This is a genomic window from Clostridium sp. CS001, assembly GCF_020443565.1.
Lineage (GTDB): Bacteria > Bacillota > Clostridia > Clostridiales > Clostridiaceae > Clostridium_AD.
This window is the reverse complement of sequence record NZ_JAIZZN010000009.1, coordinates 133977-152456: the sequence shown is the minus strand read 5'-3', so window position 1 is coordinate 152456 and position 18480 is coordinate 133977. Positions and strand designations below refer to the sequence as shown.

The 18480-nt window shown below is 32.6% G+C and carries 21 protein-coding genes and 2 rRNA genes; 17 read left to right on the top strand and 6 right to left on the bottom strand.

The annotated features are described in order from the left end of the window. From LGK97_RS08680 to LGK97_RS08665, 4 genes are all read left to right on the top strand, one after another. Window positions 1–105, top strand: a 23S ribosomal RNA gene (locus tag LGK97_RS08680); the annotation flags it as partial. 58 nt (window positions 106–163) lie between these two features. After that, window positions 164–280: ribosomal RNA gene (gene rrf, locus LGK97_RS08675) — 5S ribosomal RNA — on the top strand. A gap of 122 nt (window positions 281–402) precedes the next feature. Further along, window positions 403–591 carry a DUF2512 family protein gene (locus LGK97_RS08670; protein ID WP_226259360.1) on the top strand — a complete coding sequence of 63 codons (189 nt, stop codon included), beginning with the start codon at window positions 403–405 and terminating at the stop codon, window positions 589–591. 96 nt (window positions 592–687) lie between these two features. Continuing rightward, on the top strand, window positions 688–2088 hold the full coding sequence (locus LGK97_RS08665) for a PAS domain-containing sensor histidine kinase (RefSeq protein ID WP_226259359.1): 1401 nt from the start codon (window positions 688–690) through the stop codon (window positions 2086–2088). Window positions 2089–2126: 38 nt separating this feature from the next. Here LGK97_RS08665 and LGK97_RS08660 read toward each other — a convergent pair whose 3' ends face one another. Further along, entirely contained in the window at window positions 2127–2597 is a 471-nt protein-coding gene (locus LGK97_RS08660; protein WP_226259358.1) for a 4Fe-4S binding protein, read from the bottom strand. A gap of 171 nt (window positions 2598–2768) precedes the next feature. Here LGK97_RS08660 and LGK97_RS08655 point away from each other — a divergent pair, with 171 nt between their 5' ends. Next, complete coding sequence (locus LGK97_RS08655; protein ID WP_226259357.1) at window positions 2769–3827, top strand: oxidoreductase; 1059 nt, start codon at window positions 2769–2771, stop codon at window positions 3825–3827. A gap of 63 nt (window positions 3828–3890) precedes the next feature. Here the strand turns inward: LGK97_RS08655 and LGK97_RS08650 are convergent, their stop codons facing one another. Further along, window positions 3891–4196, bottom strand: coding sequence for a YciI family protein (locus tag LGK97_RS08650; RefSeq protein WP_226259356.1), 306 nt, complete (start codon window positions 4194–4196; stop codon window positions 3891–3893). Window positions 4197–4392: 196 nt separating this feature from the next. Between LGK97_RS08650 and LGK97_RS08645 the strand changes: the two genes are divergently transcribed. The 6 genes from LGK97_RS08645 to LGK97_RS08620 are packed head-to-tail and all read left to right on the top strand — an operon-like array spanning window position 4393 to window position 7568. Beyond that, window positions 4393–4599 (top strand): DUF1657 domain-containing protein, encoded by a 207-nt coding sequence (locus LGK97_RS08645; protein WP_226259355.1) that lies wholly within the window; start codon window positions 4393–4395, stop codon window positions 4597–4599. A gap of 13 nt (window positions 4600–4612) precedes the next feature. Next, entirely contained in the window at window positions 4613–5473 is an 861-nt protein-coding gene (locus tag LGK97_RS08640; RefSeq protein ID WP_226259354.1) for a DUF421 domain-containing protein, read from the top strand. Window positions 5474–5484: 11 nt separating this feature from the next. Next, the gene (gene spoVAC, locus LGK97_RS08635; protein ID WP_226259353.1) at window positions 5485–5964 is read left to right on the top strand and encodes a stage V sporulation protein AC; all 480 of its coding nucleotides are present in this window, start codon (window positions 5485–5487) and stop codon (window positions 5962–5964) included. Continuing rightward, the gene (gene spoVAD / locus LGK97_RS08630) at window positions 5965–6966 is read left to right on the top strand and encodes a stage V sporulation protein AD (protein WP_226259352.1); all 1002 of its coding nucleotides are present in this window, start codon (window positions 5965–5967) and stop codon (window positions 6964–6966) included. 20 nt (window positions 6967–6986) lie between these two features. Beyond that, window positions 6987–7340, top strand: coding sequence for a stage V sporulation protein AE (gene spoVAE / locus LGK97_RS08625; RefSeq protein ID WP_226259351.1), 354 nt, complete (start codon window positions 6987–6989; stop codon window positions 7338–7340). 27 nt (window positions 7341–7367) lie between these two features. Next, window positions 7368–7568 carry a DUF1657 domain-containing protein gene (locus LGK97_RS08620; RefSeq protein ID WP_226259350.1) on the top strand — a complete coding sequence of 67 codons (201 nt, stop codon included), beginning with the start codon at window positions 7368–7370 and terminating at the stop codon, window positions 7566–7568. Window positions 7569–7704: 136 nt separating this feature from the next. Here LGK97_RS08620 and LGK97_RS08615 read toward each other — a convergent pair whose 3' ends face one another. After that, a complete protein-coding gene (locus LGK97_RS08615) occupies window positions 7705–8145 on the bottom strand; it encodes a GatB/YqeY domain-containing protein (protein ID WP_226259349.1) in 441 nt (146 codons plus the stop codon). A gap of 283 nt (window positions 8146–8428) precedes the next feature. Here LGK97_RS08615 and LGK97_RS08610 point away from each other — a divergent pair, with 283 nt between their 5' ends. Genes LGK97_RS08610 through LGK97_RS08600 form a run of 3 tightly spaced genes read left to right on the top strand, consistent with a single transcriptional unit; the run spans window position 8429 to window position 11691 of the window. Continuing rightward, window positions 8429–9790, top strand: coding sequence for an SPFH domain-containing protein (locus tag LGK97_RS08610; RefSeq protein ID WP_226259348.1), 1362 nt, complete (start codon window positions 8429–8431; stop codon window positions 9788–9790). A gap of 46 nt (window positions 9791–9836) precedes the next feature. Further along, complete coding sequence (locus tag LGK97_RS08605) at window positions 9837–10868, top strand: DNA helicase PriA (RefSeq protein WP_226259347.1); 1032 nt, start codon at window positions 9837–9839, stop codon at window positions 10866–10868. Next, complete coding sequence (locus LGK97_RS08600; protein ID WP_226259346.1) at window positions 10861–11691, top strand: TPM domain-containing protein; 831 nt, start codon at window positions 10861–10863, stop codon at window positions 11689–11691. Before LGK97_RS08605 ends, LGK97_RS08600 begins: the two co-directional genes overlap by 8 nt. 113 nt (window positions 11692–11804) lie before the next feature. Here LGK97_RS08600 and LGK97_RS08595 read toward each other — a convergent pair whose 3' ends face one another. Beyond that, window positions 11805–13187: a bifunctional metallophosphatase/5'-nucleotidase gene (locus tag LGK97_RS08595; protein ID WP_226259345.1), complete on the bottom strand. Its 1383-nt coding sequence runs from the start codon at window positions 13185–13187 to the stop codon at window positions 11805–11807. Window positions 13188–13447: 260 nt separating this feature from the next. Here LGK97_RS08595 and LGK97_RS08590 point away from each other — a divergent pair, with 260 nt between their 5' ends. Next, a complete protein-coding gene (locus tag LGK97_RS08590) occupies window positions 13448–14299 on the top strand; it encodes a DUF1186 domain-containing protein (protein WP_226259344.1) in 852 nt (283 codons plus the stop codon). Between the two features lie 145 nt (window positions 14300–14444). Here LGK97_RS08590 and mgtE read toward each other — a convergent pair whose 3' ends face one another. Then, window positions 14445–15788 carry a magnesium transporter gene (gene mgtE / locus LGK97_RS08585; protein WP_226259343.1) on the bottom strand — a complete coding sequence of 448 codons (1344 nt, stop codon included), beginning with the start codon at window positions 15786–15788 and terminating at the stop codon, window positions 14445–14447. 291 nt (window positions 15789–16079) lie between these two features. Between mgtE and dapF the strand changes: the two genes are divergently transcribed. Further along, window positions 16080–17069: a diaminopimelate epimerase gene (gene dapF / locus LGK97_RS08580; protein ID WP_226259342.1), complete on the top strand. Its 990-nt coding sequence runs from the start codon at window positions 16080–16082 to the stop codon at window positions 17067–17069. A 75-nt stretch (window positions 17070–17144) separates the two neighbouring features. Here dapF and LGK97_RS08575 read toward each other — a convergent pair whose 3' ends face one another. After that, window positions 17145–17378, bottom strand: a complete 234-nt coding sequence (locus LGK97_RS08575) for a DUF2249 domain-containing protein (RefSeq protein ID WP_226259341.1) — start codon at window positions 17376–17378, stop codon at window positions 17145–17147. A gap of 244 nt (window positions 17379–17622) precedes the next feature. Here LGK97_RS08575 and LGK97_RS08570 point away from each other — a divergent pair, with 244 nt between their 5' ends. Next, window positions 17623–18354 (top strand): CPBP family intramembrane glutamic endopeptidase, encoded by a 732-nt coding sequence (locus tag LGK97_RS08570; protein ID WP_226259340.1) that lies wholly within the window; start codon window positions 17623–17625, stop codon window positions 18352–18354. The last annotated feature ends 126 nt before the right edge of the window (window positions 18355–18480 follow it).

Genomic DNA, 18480 nt, shown 5'->3' with positions numbered 1-18480 from the left:
TGATGTGAGTAAGACTCCTGGAAGAACACCAGGTTGATAGGTTAGAGGTGTAAGCATGGTAACATGTTCAGCTGACTAATACTAATAAGTCGAGGGCTTGACCTTAATTAATTAAAATAATGCGAAGACACTGTGCAATTTTCAGAGAATATTTATATTCTCATCTGGTGATTATGGCATGAAGGTAACACCCCTTCCCATACCGAACAGGTAGGTTAAGCTTCAATGCGCCAATGGTACTGCAGGGGTAGCCTTGTGGGAGAGTAGGTTGTCGCCAGGTTACAAAAAACACTAAGTTAATACTTAGTGTTTTCTTTGCATTTATATAAATTTTTATATTAAAGCACCAGAGCTTGTCACTTTTGCCACTTGCCACGTGGGTGGCACTATCTAAAGTACTATATGCTCGCTATGATTAATTTTGTACCTTTTCATCCAAATTGGGTATACTATAAAACAGGTAGTATATGGAATACTAGATATATTTCTTTATATGATGCATTAGTTTCCGCTGCTGTGATAGGTGTGGGAGAATGGTTCTTTCATGAATATGTTGATGAGCAGTTAATTCCAAGTCCTAAGGAAGATTAGATAAAAAGCATAGTTAATATTTAAAGGTATTTCGACATATCTGTAGAATAACTTCTATAAAATGCATTAGAATTTTAAACCTTTGGAGGAAACACAATGAAATTTTTAAAGATAAATCCATTACGTTGTACTATTATGTTAAGCTTTATAAATTGTTTAATAGTATTTATATGTCTACTTTTTTATATTAATAAAGTTAAATTTAGTTATTTTTATGTGATATTTATAATAACACTAGTATTGGTTTTAAGCGCAATATCACTATTAATATCTATAAAAACAAAGTATTACATAAAAAAATGTGAAGATAAACTTGAAATGTTTGAAGCTATTATAGAAAGTGCTCCTAATGCCATACTTATCCACAGAAAGCTTAAATTTATATATGCAAATAATAAAGCAAAGGAGCTCTTTAACTTAGATAATAATTCGGAAATAATAGGAAAGCCAGTGGAGAACTTTGTTAATTTAAATAAAGATGTAATAGGATCAAAAAGATTGGAAAGCGCTCTTAATGAAACAGATTTTGAACCGTTAATAGAGGAAGTGTTTTTTAATAAAAATGGACAAGTTGTTGAATTACAGATAATTTCAGCACCAATAAAAATAGGCCGTGGAATATGTGTATTAAATTTATGTACAAACATTACTGAGAAAAAACGCATAATGGAGCTTGAAAGAAAGATTGAACAAGAAGAAAAGAAGTTAAGAGAAAAAATAGAGCTTGAGAAGTTAAAAGAAGAGTTTTTTGCTAATTTATCTCATGAAATTAGAACACCAATAACTATAATTTTAGGAACAATACAACTTATTGAAAAAAACCTTAATGTACAAGATTATAATCAAGAGAAAAACTATAAGATGCTTAAACAAAATAGCTATAGATTATTAAAATTAGTGAATAACCTATTAGATATCACAAAAATAGATTCAGGACATTTCAGCATAAATATGGATAACAATAATATAGTGTCTATAGTTGAGGATAGTACTCTTTCAATTGCAAACTATGTAAAAGCTAATGGACTTAACATTATTTTTGATACAAATACAGAAGAAAAAATAATCAGCTGTGACATAGACAGCATAGAAAGAATTATGCTGAACTTATTATCAAATGCTATAAAATTTACACCAAAAGGTGGTACCATATTTGTTAATGTTGTTGATGAAGAGGATAGTGTAAAAATCATCATAAGAGATACAGGAATTGGAATTAAGGAGGAGAATTTTAACTTAGTATTTGATAGATTTAGGCAAATAGATAAATCTTTCACTAGAAATCACGAAGGCAGTGGCATAGGGTTATCTATAGTTAAATCGCTAGTTGAAATGAGTGGAGGAGCAATATCGTTAATCAGCGAGTACGGGAAAGGCAGTGAATTTACAATTACCCTCCCTGCAAATATCATAAAGGGAGGAGAAGCTGTAAATGAAGCTATAGAAAAGGGAAAGTTTATCAATGAAAAAGTTAATATAGAGCTTTCCGACATTTAAGCAAGGGGTTAAACTTTTGCACGTTTTAAAAGCAGCTTTTAAGCTGCTTTTTTTGATTTAGAGATAAGCTCAGTAGCATATCCCATAGGGCATACTTGGCACCAACTTCTTGGCTTAAAGATAATTCCCATTACAACTCCCAATGTTAAGGATGCTGTCATAAATCTAAAAAAGGCAAAACCTATTCTATATATATTTGGACCTGCATGATACATAGAAAAACTAAATAAAATCACCATTATAGCAGATAATATTTTTTTACCATGTTTTCTAATGGGTGCAGGCAGAGTATTACTAAAACTAATTTCTTTTAAGAATTTTTGTAATATAGAACCTCTGGGACAATAATGTGAACAGTGAATTTTACCTCTTCCTTTTATAGCGTGATACATTGGCATAGTCATGCATAAAATTCCCAATAATCCAAATCTAATGTCTATTATTGAAAGTACAATAAATGAAACCATAATAATCCATGACCAACTTTGATGTGATTTTCTCTTTAGCATAAATACCTCCTGAGTGCATAATGAATTCTAATTTATTATACCTCCGGGGGGTATACGTGTCAATAGGGAAAAACTTCTTTTTATTATATTAGAGATTTTGATTATTTTGATGTAATTCCTTCATCTATTTTATATAATGTCTTATATAAGATAGATGAAGGAGGGGTATCAATGAATAAGGAAGTTAAAATTGGACTAATAGGTTACGGGTTAGGAGGAAGAGTTTTTCATGCTCCTATTATTGAAAGTGTAGTAGGGTTGAATTTGTACAAGGTTTATGAAACACGACCGGAAAATGTGCAGCATTTGAAAGAAAGATATCCTCGAGTCATTGTAGTTTCAAAAGTTGATGAAATATTAACCGATCCGGACATAACCCTTATTGTTATTGCAACACCGAACAAAGTTCACTACGAGCTTGCTAAAAGGGCATTAGAGAATGGTAAAGATGTTGTGGTTGAAAAACCTTTTACAGTAACAGCAGAAGAAGCAGATAAGTTAATTGCTCTTTCAAAAGCAACAAATAGAATGCTAAGCGTCCATCATAACAGAAGATGGGACAGTGACTTTAAAACAGTTGAAAAAGTAGTAAAGAGCAACTTGGTAGGGGATATTGTAGAACTAGAAATCCATTATGACAGATTTAGAACAGAATTTACTAATAATTGGAGAGAAGAAGAAGAAACAGGTTCAGGAATGCTATATGACCTAGGTTCTCATCTTATAGATCAGGCGCAGTGCCTTTTGGGACTTCCCAGTGAAGTGTTTGCAAACCTTGAAATTCAAAGAGAAGGTGGAAGGGCAATAGACTATTTTGAAGTAATACTAAAATATCCTAAAGTAACAGTGATATTAAAATCAGGAATGCTCATAAGAGAGCCAGGACCACACTATGTAATCCATGGTACCAAAGGTAGCTTTATCAAGTATGGTATGGATACTCAAGAGGATGCACTTAAAGGTGGTTTGATTCCAAAGAATATTAAGGATTGGGGAGTAGAACCTGAGGAGTTGTGGGGGAAAATAAATACGGAGGTAAATGGAGTACACATTATTGGTAAAATAGAGAGCGAAATAGGAGATTATAGAGATTTTTATAAAAATGTGTATAAAGCAGTTTTAAGAGAAGAAACAATTGCTGTAACAGCTGATCAGGCAAGAAATACTATAAGAATTATAGAACTGGCAGAGCAAAGTAATCTTTTAGGGCAGTGGGTAAAATTTAATTAGACATGATAAAAGAACCTCTAGGCTTAACATTAAAGTCTAGAGGTTCTCTTTTTATGCTTTAATCTATTTATGTAACCCTAAAAACATAGGTCCTACCTTGCAAGGTTTAATCTCAATTTTATCCCAAACCTTTGAGGTTACATATGGTTCTATTTTTAACCATTCATCAAGTTCGCGTCTAGAAAGGAAGTCAACTATAAGAACTGAACCTATCATCTTATCAGTATCGTCTGTTATAGCAACTGCATATAAGTTTGTACCTTGTTTAAACATAGACTCCACAAGAGCTAAGTGGTTACCTCTAGCGGCAAGTCTTCTTTCAGTAGCTTTTTCATCAATTCCATCGTAGGCAGTAACTAAAAATTGCATGAAGATCACATCCTTTTTAATATAGTATAGCATTTTTGGGGGTCAGGTACCACAGGAGAAATGTCAAGTTATTGTAGCATGTTTAAAAAGAATTTATGAGAAAAGTTAAGGCAAATAAAAAAAATGAATTAAATCTAAGTATAATAGTTAAACTACATTAGTAAGGAATTAAACAATCATAAAGGAGGGGTTTCGTATGACTGTTGCCTCTAAAGTAAAACAAACATTAGCCACGCTAAAGGGAGCTGAAGCAACTCTAAGAATATATTCATTGCAGGAACGTGATGAGAAGGCTAGGAAAGTTTATACCGAGGCATTTAAAGAGATAAGTAAAATTAAAATAGATTTAGAAAAAAGAGTAGGTGATATAGAATTTCAGGAACCGCAATACAAGGGTAACTAAATGAGGTGAGATAATGAACAATTGGCAGGTAGTATTATTTAAATCAATAATATTATTTTTTTTAACCTTAGTCATAACAAAGCTTATGAAGAAAAGAAACTTATCTAGCATTAGTACTTTTGATTTTATTTCTTATGTGGTTATTGCTCTTACAGTTACTTTAATTTCCTTAGGTGTAACTAGCAATATTTACTTTGGACTAACTACATTAGCTGTTTGGGTACTAATACCTATTATTTTAGATTACGCTACAATAAAAAGTAAATGGATTTACAATATGATAAATGGTAAGGAAAGAGTATTAATTAAGAATGGTAAAGTTATGGAGGAAAATTTATTAAAAGAAAGAATGACAGGACAAGAGTTTATAGAAAGGTTACGTTCACAAAATGCATTTAATTTAGCAGACGTTGAATTCGCTGTTATGGAAACAACAGGAGATATTAATGTTAATTTAAAAGCTGATAAAAATCCTGTTACAGCTCACGACTTAGGGAAAACAGTGGCATCTAAGAGTGAACCACAAGTAGTTATTTTAGATGGCAATATCTTAAATGAGGGGCTTGTAAGTATTGGATTAAATAAGGCGTGGCTTAAAACTCAATTAAAAAACAAAGGGGTAGACATTGAGAATGTTTTTATTGGTCAGGTAGATTCCTCTGGAGATTTATATCTAGATATTTTTGATGATATGATACAAGTTCCAAAAGTACAGGTTAAAGAAATGCTATATGCCAGTATTCAAAAAAGTCAGGCGGATCTTATATCGTTTTCTTTAGAAACACAAAATGAAGCTGCAAAAGCTATGTATTTAAAAAATATTGAAAGCTTAAAAACGGTAATGGAAAAATTAGAACCCTATTTATTATGTTAGAAGGTGAAAAAATGTCAAATAAAAAAAAGAAAAAATTGACTCCAGTTCAATTGCAATACGGTGAATTGGTAAAAGAAATAGAACCTAAAAGACCTATTTTAAAAAATTGTCTTAGAGCATTTCTCGTAGGAGGCAGTATATGCACTATTGGGCAATGCATATATTACTTCTTTATTACTTATTTTAATTTCAATGAAAAAACAGCAGTTAGTCCCACTATAGTGGTTTTGATATTTATTTCAGTTTTGCTTACTGGACTGGGAGTTTATGATCACATTGGTCAGTGGGGAGGATCGGGAGCAGGTATTCCAATTACAGGTTTTGCTAATTCAATAGCTTCGGCTGCCATTGAGCATAGAAGTGAAGGATATGTACTTGGAGTGGCTGGAAATATGTTTAGGCTTGCAGGGGCAGTTATTGTTTATGGGGTTTTTTCTGCGTTTATAGTTGCCACCATAAAGATTACAATAATATGGTTAGGAGGGGTGTAGATGCTTAAAGGACATCAATCATGGATTTTTGATTCTAAACCAACTATATTGGCCTCGGCAGCAGTTGGAGGACCTTTTGAAGCAAATGGTGCTTTAGCTGATGATTTTGATATACTTCACGAAGATTTATGGCTTGGCCAGGATAGCTATGAAAAGGCGGAGAAGGTACTACTAGAACATGCATGTCAGAGGGCAATAAAAAAGTCAAATATAAAAAAAGAAGATATTAATTTTTTTATAAGTGGAGATTTACTGGATCAGATTATTTCTAGTAGTTTCACTGCGAGAACTTTGGGAATACCTTTTTTAGGAGTATTTGGGGCCTGCTCTTGTTCTATGGAGAGTTTAGCACTAGCAGCTCAATTGATAGATAGCAAAGCAGCTAAATATGTTTTAGCATCTGCAAGTAGCCATAATGCAGCAGTAGAAAAACAATTCAGATATCCCACAGAGTACGGTGGGCAAAAACCTCCTACTGCTCAATGGACAGTAACTGGAGCTGGAGCGGCAGTACTTAGTAGGGAAGGAGTTGGGCCTAAAGTCACTTCTGCTACCTTAGGAAGAGTAATAGATCTAGGGATTTCAGACCCATTTAATATGGGCGCAGCAATGGCACCAGCGGCTGTGGATACCATTGAAGCACATTTTAGAGATTTAAATGTTGATGCCTCTTATTATGATCTTATTGCTACCGGCGATTTAGGTAAAGTGGGGCATGAAATTGCTAATAGTTTGTTAAAAAGCCATGGTGTAGAGATGCCATCAAAGATATTTACGGATTGTGGACTTTTGATATATAAAAAGGACCAACCAGTTTTCTCTGGAGGTAGTGGTTGTGGATGTTCTGCCACTGTAACTTATGGGCATTTTCTTAATCGTATGAGAAGAGGAGAATTAAAGCGAATTCTAATTGTTGCAACAGGTGCTTTGATGTCACCAATATCATATCAACAAAAGGAGAGCATCCCTTGTATTGCTCATGCAGTTTCAATAGAAATGTAAAAGAAGAGGCGATTTTTATTATGGAAAAGTTTATTTTTGCATTTATAGTAGGAGGCATAATTTGTGTTATTGGGCAACTTATAATGGATATCTTAAAAATTACTCCCGCACATACTACATGTACATTGCTTGTAATCGGATCAATTTTAGGAGGACTAGGTTTGTATGACCCTTTAGTAAAGTTTGCAGGTGCAGGTGCATTTGTACCTATAAGTAGCTTTGGAAATTCCCTTGTAACAGGAGCCCTAATTGATGCAAAAGAAACAGGATTTATTGGCATATTCACTGGTGTTCTAAAAACAGTGAGCCCAGGGGTTTCTTCAGCGATAATATTTGGATTTATTGCTGCTATAATCTTTAAACCTAAGGGTTAAAGATATTTGAAGGGAGGTGAAATAGCTATGACAGTAGGAACTCAAATGCAACAAGCAATTGCTGGAATACAAAGCGCTGCTGCTACAATGAAGACTTTTTCTTTAGAAACAGATGATGAAAAGGCAAAAAATGATTTTAAGCAAATTAGCGAGCAACTTGATTGTGCACTGGATACCTTAAAGGGAAGACAGCAATATATTCAATCTCAAGAACCTCAATATAAGTAAAGTTAGCCACCTTGGAGCCAGGCAGTTAACATATTAATAGCTAAGCAATTAAAACAAAATGTGCCTAATAAATTAACAAAGGTTAATTTATTAGGCACATTTTTAAAGATATCTGGTTTTAATTTAAATTATTTATTTATGCTAATAATTCAATTACAAGAGGATTTATTTTCTTTCCTTCATACTTGCCCTTTAAGCTAGGCATAACAGCTTTCATAACTTTTCCCATGTCACCTTTGCCCTTAAAGTTATTTTCTGCAATAACTTCAAGTATAATTGCCTTTGCTTCATCATCAGTTAATTGTTTTGGCATATAAACTGTAAGCATTTCTATAGATATTTCTGTTTCAGCTATAATATCCGCTTTCTCAGATTGCTTTGCATAGCTAAGGGTTTCATTTAATTGTTTAATTGTTTTTTCAATAATAGCAATTAACTCAATTTCTTCAAGGTCTCTTTTTAAATCTATTTCTTTATATTTAACTTCAGCCATTAAAGTCCTTAAAGTTGTGAGTCTAACCTTATCCTTACTTTTCATATATTTAATAATATCGTCTTTCAATGTTTGTTTTAACATATGTATTGCCTCCTAATTGATTTACTATTTTCAGTAAGTTATTTTATTTTTTTAGCAGAATTATACTGCACATATATATTATACCCTTATCTCAGAGTATAGTCATATAATTTTTTTATATACTGTGAGCGTTAGCAAATTATGTTTGTCTTAGGATCTTAAGAGTTTGACAATTAATTTGTGTGAAGTTACAATTTAACTGTAAGTTAAATTATTTGAGGATGCTAATGGATAAGGAATGACATTATATCATATAAATATTATTATGAAGGGGGATGTAATTATGGGTATTTTTAAAGCTGTTACCAGTTCAATAGGAGGGGAACTTGCAGACCAGTGGCTAGAAACCATTGAACCAGAACAAATGGATAACTCTATATTGGTATCTTATGGAACATTTGTACGAAAGGGAGATTCTCGCGGTTCAAATAAAAGGGGCACTGAGGATGTTATATCCAATGGTTCAATTATTCATGTACCTGAAAATGTATATATGCTTCTTGTAGATGGCGGGAAAATTATTTCTGCTTCAGATGAACCTGGATATTATCAGGTAGATAATTCAAGATCACCATCAATATTTTTACAGTCTTTAGAAGGAACTGAGATAGCGGGATATGGAAATACAGGACGAAATGCCATTGAAAGACCAGGTGGATTTAAAAACACACTAAAGGATTCCTTTGAACGTTTTAAGTTTGGTGGAGTAACGCCTGTAAAGCAAAGAGTTGTATATATTAACAAGCAGGAAATTCCTAATATTAGATTTGGTACAAAGAACCCTGTTTCCTACACTGATAGAGTATTAGTGCCTGGAAGAGTTGTACCTTGTAAGATTACCTCCTTTGGAACTTATTCAATAAAAGTTGGAGATCCATTGCTTTTTTATAATGAGGTTTGCAGTAAGACAGGTAAGGACAATTTAAGTTCTAGTGATATGGCAGAGCAGTATATAAATGAATTCCTTCAGGCATATACAACGGCGCTAGCAAATTTATCAGCAAACTTTGTGTTGGTTTCTGATATAACAATTAAAACAATGGAACTTGGACAATACATGGCTGAAGTTTTAGATAAAGAGTGGCTTTTAAAAAGAGGTTTCTATATTCATAGTGTTGGAATTGCAGGAATAGGTTTTGATGAGGCCACAGATAAGTTATTAGAGAAATATGCTAATGATTCTATTTTGATGGACCCAAATGCAAGGGCTGCTCGTATGACTGGAAGTTTGGCATCAGGACTTGAAGCGGCAGGATCAAATCAGGGTGGAGCTATGCTAGGATTTGCTGGTATGTCCATGGGGATGAACGCAGCAGGAGCTTTAGGAGCTATGCCAGGTCAGCAGATGCAGTATGAGCAAAGAAGTGCACAAACTACATCAGTGGCAAGTGGGTGGGCATGTTCTTGTGGTAATACTATGCCTCTTGATGCTATTTTCTGCTCTAAATGTGGCTCTAAGAAACCTGTGAGAGAAGATAAACCTCAAGAGAAAGGGTGGACATGTAACTGTGGAAAGGCCGTTATTGACGGTATGTTCTGTTCAAATTGTGGAAGTAAGAAACCAGAAGATAAAAAGTGGACTTGTTCCTGTGGCAACGTAACTGAGGATTTATTTTGCTCTAAGTGTGGCAACAAAAAGCAGTAGTTATAATATAGGTTTGATTGTAAATCGATGAATAAGGAGAATATGAATGAGCCTTGTAAAAGAGTATAAATGTCTCAATTGTAATGCAGGATTAGAATTTAATCCTCCTACTCAAAACTGGAAATGCAATTACTGTTTTAGTGAGTTTACCAAAGAGCAGCTTGATGATGCATTTAAAGAGGAAGAACCCTTAAATGAGGACATGTCTGAACTAGACTCATATAAATGTACTAGTTGTGGTGCTGAATTAATTGCAGATAACACTACTTCTGCTACCTTTTGTTTATATTGTAAGAATCCAACTGTGATTAAGACCAGGTTTTCTGGAAAGTTTAAGCCAAAGAGTGTAATTACGTTTAAAATAACACAGCAGCAAGCTAAGGATATTTATAAAAAGTGGATAGGGCAGCGTAGATTTGCCCCTAGTGATTTTAAACAAAAGAAAGAGATTGATAAGGTAACAGGAATATATGCACCTTTCTGGTTATTTGATTGCAGTGCTGATGGTGTTATTGATGGCGAGGCTACTAAGATTAGAACATGGACTCAAGGAGATCATAAGTATACTCAAACAAAGTATTATAGAGTTAGGCGCAGTGGAAATGCACAGTATCATAAAGTACCAGTGGATGCTTCTAAGAAGTTAGATGATAAATTTATGCATTTAATAGAACCCTACAACTATGGCGATTTGACGGAGTTTTCTATGCAGTATATGTCTGGTTTCATGGCTGAGAAATATGATGTTGAAGCAGCAGGAGCAGAAGCTACTATGAAAGAAAGAGTAGAAGGTTACTTAGATGATACCCTTAGAAAAACTGTAGATGGATATTCAACTTTTATTGTTAAAGATAAGGAAGTAGCATTGTCTAATACCTCACAGGATTATTCTATGTTACCAATTTACCTGCTCATTAACAAATATAAGGGGAAAGAGCATATATTCATTGTAAATGGCCAGACAGGAAAGGTAGTAGGAGACACGCCTATAAGTTTTCAAAAGCAAGCTTTATTTGCTGGAACTATATTCATTGTTTTATGTATTCTAGCTGTGTTTGGGGGTGCTCTCTTTGTTTAAAAAAATGTATATTGCATTGTTTGTTTTTATGTTTGCTATTGCTCTAATGCAAAGAGCAGCAAGTGCTACTGAAAAACTCAATGTTAAGGATTATTTAAACTATATTACAGACAGTGAAAAAATTGAGCTTCAAAAAAACATTGATAGCATAGGTACAGATAATAATCTTGAAGTAGTTATAGTTATTACAAATAATACAGATGGAAAATCTTCAAAGAATTTTGCAGATGATTTTTATGATAACAATGGATACGGAGCTAGTAGTGACCACTCTGGTATATTAATGCTTATAAATATGGAAAAAAGAGAAACCTGGATATCAACCACAGGCAAAGCAATAGACATCTTTACAGACGGTAGAATTTCTGATATGACAAATAATGTTACGGGGGAACTTTCTAAGGAAGAATACTATGGTGCCTGTAAAATATTTATTAAGGATGTAAAAAACTACGCTGACATTGGCATACCACAAGGGCAACAAGGAGTGGAAAGTGCTAAGGATAATAACATTATAGACACTGAGCCCACATATTTTCAAAAGGTTTTTAAGCTTATAAAGTTTTTTCCAATATATATAGCAGCGCTTATTATATCAATAATTGCAACAATATTAGCTTCTTTATCTAGTAAAGGAAAGAGCACAATAAATAGCCAGACCTATGAAGGTGGTTCTTTTGTACTTTCTAATGCAAAAGATGATTTTATAAGAGAAGCAACTACAATGGTAAAAATTCAAAACAATCCAAGCAGTGGGTCGCAAAGTAGTACACATACTGGGAGTAGTGGAACAACCCATGGTGGTGGTGGAGGAAAATTCTAATGCATATTTCGCCTATATAGGTTAATATACTTAGACTATAGGTAGTAAGAAATTAAGCCATATTTATTGAATAAACTCAATAAATATGGCTTGATTATTTCATTAAAATTGATCTATTGTATCCATCTTTCTTCAAAGCATTTTTCTACAAACTCATTTTTATTAAGATATTCTTCTAAGGTATCCCTTAAATATTCTCTATTATACTTTTCATTTTCACATCTTCCAAGACTCTCATAGCCGGTACCTCTTCCAAGATAATCAGAGGTTGCTACGCTGTATAATTTATTTTCATTGAATTCACCATTATCTAAGAGTATTTCTACTATGTTTTTGCCATCATGCCTAATCTTAGCACCTGATATGTGAAGCCTACCTAAGTATTTCCCTCTAAAGCCTGAGCCTTTACCATCTTGAAGACAAACCTCTGCCTTAAGTGATGCTTCTAAGGCCTCTTTAATATCTTTTCCCATAATCTGTACATAGGTTGGATTAAGTGGCGAAGGGCAGATTTCTAAAAATTTTTTCTTTGAAACAACCCCTTTCTTTATACCACTACTAATTACACCGCTATTTATTATACTTATGTCACAGGGAATAACATCTCTTAATGCATCTGCCAAAAGGTTTGTTATAGGATTTTCCTCAACTACATCATGCCAGAGGGTTCTTTCAACTTCATATAAAGGCTCACCTAAAATATCTATAGCAATTTCCTTTTGCTTAGAAATCTCCTTAATAATTTTATCATTAAAAGGTATATCTTTAACATTTAAATTCTCAGAGGTAAAGCTCTGTATATGTCCGCTTTCAATTTCAATATTAAGGATTCCAAGGTGCTCTCCAAACATGCCTGATTGATGAATTATTTTGCCACATGCAACCTCTGCATCCTCCATAAGTGTGTGGCTATGGCCACCTATTATAATATCAATTCCATCTATTATTTTTGATATTTCTCTATCACCGGTTATCCCTAAATGGCTTAATAATATGCATACATCATACATCCCTTTATTATCTAAAAGCTCTTTTTCTATTGATTCTACGGAATCTGATGCATACATATTTTCTAGAGAAAAGAATTCATTATATGATAAAGAACAAGGTGTTACCCCTATAATTAGAAAGCGCACCCCTGATTTATCAATAATAATACTTTTTTTTACTCCCTTTATAGAACTTTTATCAGATTTATGTAGATTGCAAGAAAGATAAGGTATTAATTCTGTGCTAGTCATATGTTCTATTTTCTCTATTCCAGAAAAACCTTCATTATTTCCAATGGCAACAGCATCATATCCAGCTAAATTTAGAAGGCTACTACCAGCGGCACCTTTAGTTCCTTGCATCTCGATACTCATAAAATCATGAAAATCACCAGCATCAAGTATTATAGTATTTTCATCTCGAAGTTCTTCAATTTTAGTTGATATCTTTGCAAAGTTTTCAAATCTACTATGTATGTCATTAGTGTGCAGTATCTTAAAATTCATAATAATTCCCCCATTATGAAACTGCTTATGGGATATAGATACATATCTTTCCACTCGCATTTTCCCCTTTAATTATACATCATTTTAACATATTAGTTATAAATGAGCAAAGATATTTCAACATTCACGCATAGAAATAAACATAACTTTAATAAAACATATAAAGTGACCACAAATTTTTGTTGATAAATATGATAAGTATTGATATTATAAAGAAAATGCGATTATTGAAAATTCGAAGGAAAAGGGAGCATAATTTTATGAATGAATTACTTAAAGAAATCCAGTATAACAATGGAAAATTTCCACAAGAGCAATTACAGAAAATAATAGATAACAAAGAGGAGTTTATACCAGAACTACTTGAAATATTAAAAAGCGCCAAAGAAAACTATGAAGACATTATAGAGGAACCAGAGTATTTTGGACATATATATGCAAGTTTCTTGTTAGCGCAGTTTAAAGAAACTCAAAGTTTTAAACTTATTATAGATTTAGTTAGCTTACCAGATGAAATTCCAGATCAGATGTTTGGAGATCTTCTTACTGAGGAGCTACATAAAATTTTAGCATCAGTTTGTGGTGGAGACACTGAGCCAATAAAAAAATTAATAGAAGACAAAAATGTTAATGAATATGTTAGGTGTGCAGCCATTAAATCCTTTATAGCTCTCTTGGGAGAAGGGGTTATATCTCAAGATGAAGTTCTTAATTACTATAAAAGCTTATATGAGGGCAAACTTGAAAGAGAAGTTTCACAAGTTTGGAATGAGCTTATATGTAGTTCTTGTGAAGCTGGCCCTAGCGAATTATACGAGTATATAAAAAAGGCTTATGCAGATGGATTAGTAGAAGAAGAGTATATAGCACTAGAAGAAGTAAGTGATGCCATTGAAGTTCACGATAAAGAGAAGTTTCCAAACTTAAAAGATGAAGGATATTCTTTTATTAAGGATACTATATCTGAGCTTGGATGCTGGGTATGTTTTAGCAAAGATAGCGATAAGGTTAAGCCTAAATATATGTCAAGTGGTAGCAAAGGAAATAAGGATAAAAAGAAGAGTAAAAAGAAGAGCGTGAAGGCTAGTAAAAAGAAACAAAGGAAGAAATAAGCTAGAGCGTACACTATATTTGAATGGAGCACCTACTTAAATGTAGGTGTTTTCTTTGTTATCAGATATTTAACGACAGTTCAAAAGTGGCTAATATTGAAGAATCGCAGATGATGATTTAATGAATATAGTAAAAATATAAATCTTATAATAAGAAAGGTAAAAATAATGTTGCAAGTCCTAGGAAGAAGAAGAAGCCTAAAACGTCGGTTACGGTTGTAACAAATACAGCAGAGGCAAGTGCTGGATCAATATCCATTTTTTTAAGTATAACAGGTACTGCAAAACCTGATATGGTTGCTGCCACCATGTTTAGTACCATAGATGCGCCAATAACTATTCCAAAAACTATATTACTTTCCCAAAGATAACCTAAAAAAGCTACAGCAGCACCTACTGCAAGGCCTGTACACAAACCTACACCAAATTCTTTTAGTAATATTTTTTTTGAGTTTTTAGAATCTATTTCTCCTAGGGCAATACTACGGATGATAATAGTTAGAGTTTGGGTGCCAGCATTACCGCCCATACCTGCAACTATTGGCATGAAGGTTGCTAAGGCTACAACCTTTTGGATGGTGCCTTCGAAAAAGCCAACGGTTGCGGCTGCCAGTATAGCGGTTATTAAATTTACAAATAACCAGGGCAATCTACTATTGATGGCGGATTTAAGAGAACCAGCAACCTTTTCATCTTCTTTTAAGCCTGCAAGACGATATAAGTCCTCAGTATGTTCATCACTAAGGATTTCAATTATATCATCTGCAGTAACTATTCCTAAGATCTGCATATCTTCATTAACTACGGGCATAATCAAAAATCCGTATTTTTCAAATATATGTCCAACTTCTTCCCTATCCATATCAACTGGTATTGTCATGGCATTATTATTCATAATATCAAAGACTTTTACATCAAAGCTACTTATTACTATGTCTCGCAAAGATATAACTCCCTTTAAAATATCATTTTCATCTACCACGTATATATAATAAGAAGTTTCTGCTTCTGGAGCTTCCTTTTGTAAATAAATTAAGGTATCACCTATAGTCATACTTTCTTTTACACTAATAAATTCAGTGGCCATAATTCCACCAGCGCTATCTGCAGGGTAGGTTAACAATTCTTTTACTTCATCAACATCTTCTTTATTCATTTTTATCATGATGCTTTTAGCTTCATTTTCTGAAACAGATTCTAATAAATCTACCAATTCATCTGAGGACATTTCGTTGATGATTTTCTTTTGTATTATTTGAGAATGAATAAGTAAGAGATCATATTTTTCTTCATCATCCGCCTCATCTATAATATCCGCAATAACATTGGGCGATAGTTTTTGAAATAAATCTATCTTAGATCCTTCATATTGCCTAATAGCCATTAAAATATCTGCAGGATGAATAAATTGAATAAGTTTATTTATTTCATCTATGTCGCCGTTTATCAAAAACTCTGTTAGTCCTTTTTCCTTTAATCCGTGTGTCATTCTGAGCCTCCCAAAAGATAGCTTTTTAATTCAATTTATTATATGCTAAGTGCCATATAAAGTCAATTAAACTGAATATAGATGAGACTGTATTTAATAAGTCAAAAAGGTTTTATAATCGTAAAAAATGTCACTTCAATCAAGAATTATTACCATAATAGATGCTTATTATGCAATGAATAGTGGAGGAAGTTATGGTAAAGCATTATAAGAATGGCATGTCAGCTTCTTGATTTCCCTATATTTATCGTGTACACTTAAAGTAACAAATTCATTTAGGGAGTGAAGGAAATGAATATTAATATAATAAAATGTCATGGTACTGGCAATGATTTTGTCTTAATTGATGAGTTAACTAATGATTATAATATTAGTGAAGATGATAGAGAAAAAATGGCCGTTGTGCTATGTGATAGAAAGGGACTTATTGGTGCTGATGGCATATTGTTTGTTCAAAAAAGCTTGAAGTATGATGCTAAAATGAGAATTTTTAACTTGGATGGTTCAGAAGCAGAGATGTGTGGAAATGGTTTAAGATGCGTAGGTAGATATGTAATGGAGCTTCTAAATATGGACAAAATAAATGTAGAAACTATGAAAGCAAATTATATTGTACAAAAAGCTGAAAATATCTTTAAGGATATCCAAACGGTTGAGATTGAAATAAATACGGTGGATTTTGATATAAATAGTTTACCTATGAAGGGTTCATCATCACAATTCATTTTTAGTAAAATAGATGAGCTATCAGAAAAGCTTGAATTTACAGGGGTAAGTATAACAAATCCTCATGTAGTAACCATTGTAGATGAGTTTAATAGTGATACTATACTAGATATTGGGCGTAGGGCAAATACATTAAAGAGTATTTTTCCCAGTGGAGTCAATGTGAACTTTGTTAAAATATTAGACGAAAATAGCATTTATGTTAAAACCTATGAACGTGGAGTAGGGCTCACTAAATCTTGCGGAACTGGAATGACAGCAGCAAGTATAGTTACTTGCTTAAAAGATGAAGCGCGTTACAATTCTGAAATTAATGTATATAATGATGGCGGAATGATAAAGTGCGTTGTTGAAAAAAATAGTGAAGAAGAATATAAGGTGAGATTTATAGGTAATGCTAGTTTAATCTATAGAACTTCCATAGATATGCAGTCAATTCTTAATAATGAAATAACTAGCGTTTCAAAAGAATTATTCGATAATGAGATTGCAGAATATGATGAATTCTTAAGCTATGTTGGGTCAATTACAAATAAACAAACTATGAAATTGTAAGTTGGATTGAGAAAGTTAATAATACTAATCTAGGCTATAAAGGCGATGATAATTCTATATCATCGCCTTTGTAGTCTATTTTTTTGTTATAGCAACTCTCCATACTTCAGGGCCTTCCTCTAAGTATTCCCACTCAAACTTCTCAGGAAGTTCAGCCAAAAATTGATAATGTAGTGGACGAGGATCATGATCATTTACAAGCTCCATTTTTTCATTAGGTGCTAAATCTCCAAAAGTTTTAAAAATAACGGCATGTTTGTCCTTAGGTTCATAAATCCGAGCATCAACACTGGCAGTAAAGTTTGACATAGTTAAATCCTCCTTATCGCTTTTAATATCATTGTTTCTATAAATAATATTATACCCATTACTTTGCAGATTTAATGTGATTTAAATCAAATTACAAGTAATCTAAATAGTTAATGAAGTTATTTACAACTTTAAGCCTAAGTGTTAATATAAAGGACAAGTGTAATTATTTTACTTGAGATTCAGAATTGTATTTTTAGATTTGTGACTAAATAACTTTAGTTTCCATTGTGGGGGAATAGATATGAAAAGATTAAAAGATGAAAAATACATTGTGATACCCATGGCAGTAGGTATTTTTGAGTTTGCTTGGTTATATATAATTATGAATTTTTTTATTAAGAATAATATGCTTATTAAGCTAGATAATATTGCCTGGGATAATATTATCATGAGGTTTGTAGGTGATTATTGTGTTATGCTATTACTACCTACTATCTTGATAATTATAAGCAGGAAATATTTAAATGATTATGGATTGTGTTTTCAAAGTAAAAAAGAAACTTTTTCTTTATTAGCGGTTATGATTACATTCTTTTTTCTGCACAATGATTTTACCATAACTGGTCTTTATAAATTTTTCTTTTTTCTTGTAGTTGTCGGATTTGGAGAAGAATTTATTTATCGTGGTTTTTTGTATAATAAATTAAAAGATAATTCAAAAGTAATGGCAATAATCTTAAGTGGTGTGTTATGGGGAATATGTCATGCAATATTACCTTCACTTCTTAATAATTTAGATACCAGTCAATTTTTATCTGGAATGCTCAATGAAATTGGTGGTGGGATTGCAATGGGCTGGTATTTCATCTATCTTCAAGAAAAAAGCAAAACATTATGGATACCAATTCTAATCCATGCTATCTTAGATTATTCTTTCGGTTACATTGGACTTTATATTGCAATTGGAACATTTTTTTACTTTATGTTCAAATCAAAAGTTCAAATATATTTATATGACAATAAGCTTATGTAAGGGTAACTTATGGTATACAATATGTAATATAATATCATTTATAGGATTTGTTTTAGTAATAATATTTTCTGTTAAATTAATAATAAGAAATATTAATTTGAAAAGTAAGTAGTTATGTCTTAATAT

Excerpts from the sequence above, each read along its gene's own strand:
- LGK97_RS08670 (WP_226259360.1), top strand. The coding sequence starts at position 403 with ATGCTCGCTATGATTAATTTTGTACCTTTTCATCCAAATTGGGTATAC.
- LGK97_RS08665 (WP_226259359.1), top strand. The coding sequence starts at position 688 with ATGAAATTTTTAAAGATAAATCCATTACGTTGTACTATTATGTTAAGC.
- LGK97_RS08660 (WP_226259358.1), bottom strand. The coding sequence starts at position 2,597 with ATGCTAAAGAGAAAATCACATCAAAGTTGGTCATGGATTATTATGGTT.
- LGK97_RS08655 (WP_226259357.1), top strand. The coding sequence starts at position 2,769 with ATGAATAAGGAAGTTAAAATTGGACTAATAGGTTACGGGTTAGGAGGA.
- LGK97_RS08650 (WP_226259356.1), bottom strand. The coding sequence starts at position 4,196 with ATGCAATTTTTAGTTACTGCCTACGATGGAATTGATGAAAAAGCTACT.
- LGK97_RS08645 (WP_226259355.1), top strand. The coding sequence starts at position 4,393 with ATGACTGTTGCCTCTAAAGTAAAACAAACATTAGCCACGCTAAAGGGA.
- LGK97_RS08640 (WP_226259354.1), top strand. The coding sequence starts at position 4,613 with ATGAACAATTGGCAGGTAGTATTATTTAAATCAATAATATTATTTTTT.
- spoVAC (WP_226259353.1), top strand. The coding sequence starts at position 5,485 with ATGTCAAATAAAAAAAAGAAAAAATTGACTCCAGTTCAATTGCAATAC.
- spoVAD (WP_226259352.1), top strand. The coding sequence starts at position 5,965 with ATGCTTAAAGGACATCAATCATGGATTTTTGATTCTAAACCAACTATA.
- spoVAE (WP_226259351.1), top strand. The coding sequence starts at position 6,987 with ATGGAAAAGTTTATTTTTGCATTTATAGTAGGAGGCATAATTTGTGTT.
- LGK97_RS08620 (WP_226259350.1), top strand. The coding sequence starts at position 7,368 with ATGACAGTAGGAACTCAAATGCAACAAGCAATTGCTGGAATACAAAGC.
- LGK97_RS08615 (WP_226259349.1), bottom strand. The coding sequence starts at position 8,145 with ATGTTAAAACAAACATTGAAAGACGATATTATTAAATATATGAAAAGT.
- LGK97_RS08610 (WP_226259348.1), top strand. The coding sequence starts at position 8,429 with ATGGGTATTTTTAAAGCTGTTACCAGTTCAATAGGAGGGGAACTTGCA.
- LGK97_RS08605 (WP_226259347.1), top strand. The coding sequence starts at position 9,837 with ATGAGCCTTGTAAAAGAGTATAAATGTCTCAATTGTAATGCAGGATTA.
- LGK97_RS08595 (WP_226259345.1), bottom strand. The coding sequence starts at position 13,187 with ATGAATTTTAAGATACTGCACACTAATGACATACATAGTAGATTTGAA.
- LGK97_RS08590 (WP_226259344.1), top strand. The coding sequence starts at position 13,448 with ATGAATGAATTACTTAAAGAAATCCAGTATAACAATGGAAAATTTCCA.
- mgtE (WP_226259343.1), bottom strand. The coding sequence starts at position 15,788 with ATGACACACGGATTAAAGGAAAAAGGACTAACAGAGTTTTTGATAAAC.
- dapF (WP_226259342.1), top strand. The coding sequence starts at position 16,080 with ATGAATATTAATATAATAAAATGTCATGGTACTGGCAATGATTTTGTC.
- LGK97_RS08575 (WP_226259341.1), bottom strand. The coding sequence starts at position 17,378 with ATGTCAAACTTTACTGCCAGTGTTGATGCTCGGATTTATGAACCTAAG.
- LGK97_RS08570 (WP_226259340.1), top strand. The coding sequence starts at position 17,623 with ATGAAAAGATTAAAAGATGAAAAATACATTGTGATACCCATGGCAGTA.